Source organism: Brevundimonas sp. BAL450, assembly GCF_015767455.1.
In the GTDB taxonomy this organism is placed as follows: Bacteria; Pseudomonadota; Alphaproteobacteria; order Caulobacterales; family Caulobacteraceae; genus Brevundimonas; species Brevundimonas abyssalis.
Genome location: NZ_JADWOW010000015.1, coordinates 1 through 1169, shown reverse-complemented (window position 1 = coordinate 1169; position 1169 = coordinate 1). Strand labels below are relative to the sequence as shown.

At 66.3% G+C, this 1169-nt stretch carries 1 protein-coding gene; it reads left to right on the top strand.

What is annotated here, in order from left to right; genetic code table 11:
- Positions 1–1169: elongation factor Tu (gene tuf, locus IWC96_RS00090; protein ID WP_196838124.1), on the top strand; the 1169-nt coding region annotated here is incomplete at both ends.

Genomic DNA, 1169 nt, shown 5'->3' with positions numbered 1-1169 from the left:
ATGGCCAAGGAAAAGTTCGAACGTAACAAGCCGCACTGCAACATCGGCACGATCGGCCACGTTGACCACGGCAAGACGACGCTGACGGCGGCGATCACGATGACGCTGGCCAAGGCCGGCGGCGCCAAGGCGATGGCCTATGCGGACATCGATGCGGCCCCGGAAGAGAAGGCGCGCGGCATCACGATCAACACGGCGCACGTCGAGTATGAGACGGCCAACCGTCACTACGCCCACGTGGACTGCCCGGGCCACGCCGACTATGTGAAGAACATGATCACGGGCGCCGCCCAGATGGACGGCGCGATCCTGGTGTGCTCGGCCGCCGACGGCCCGATGCCCCAGACCCGCGAGCACATCCTGCTGGCCCGTCAGGTCGGCGTGCCGGCGCTGGTGGTGTTCCTGAACAAGGTCGACATGGTCGACGACGAGGAGCTGCTCGAGCTGGTGGAGATGGAAGTGCGCGAGCTGCTTTCGTCGTACCAGTTCCCCGGCGACGACATCCCGGTGGTCAAGGGTTCGGCCCTGGCCGCGGTGGAAGGCCGTGACCCGCAGATCGGCGAGGAGCGCATCCTTGAGCTGATGGCGGCGGTGGACAGCTACATCCCGCAGCCGGAGCGTCCGGTGGACCTGCCGTTCCTGATGCCGGTGGAAGACGTGTTCTCGATCTCGGGCCGCGGCACCGTGGTGACGGGCCGGGTCGAGCGCGGCATCGTCAAGGTGGGTGAGGAAGTCGAGATCGTGGGCATCCGCCCCGTTCAGAAGACCACCTGCACGGGCGTGGAAATGTTCCGCAAGCTGCTGGACCAGGGCCAGGCGGGCGACAACGTGGGCGTGCTGCTGCGCGGCACCAAGCGTGAAGACGTCGAGCGCGGCCAGGTGCTGTGCAAGCCGGGCTCGATCACCCCGCACACCAAGTTCGTGGCCGAGGCCTACATCCTGACCAAGGAAGAGGGCGGCCGTCACACGCCGTTCTTCACGAACTACCGTCCGCAGTTCTACTTCCGCACCACGGACGTGACCGGCATCGTGCACCTGAAGGAAGGTGTCGAGATGATCATGCCCGGCGACAACGCCGAGCTGAACGTCGAGCTGATCACCCCGATCGCCATGGAAGAGAAGCTCCGCTTCGCCATCCGCGAAGGCGGCCGCACCGTCGGCGCCGGCGT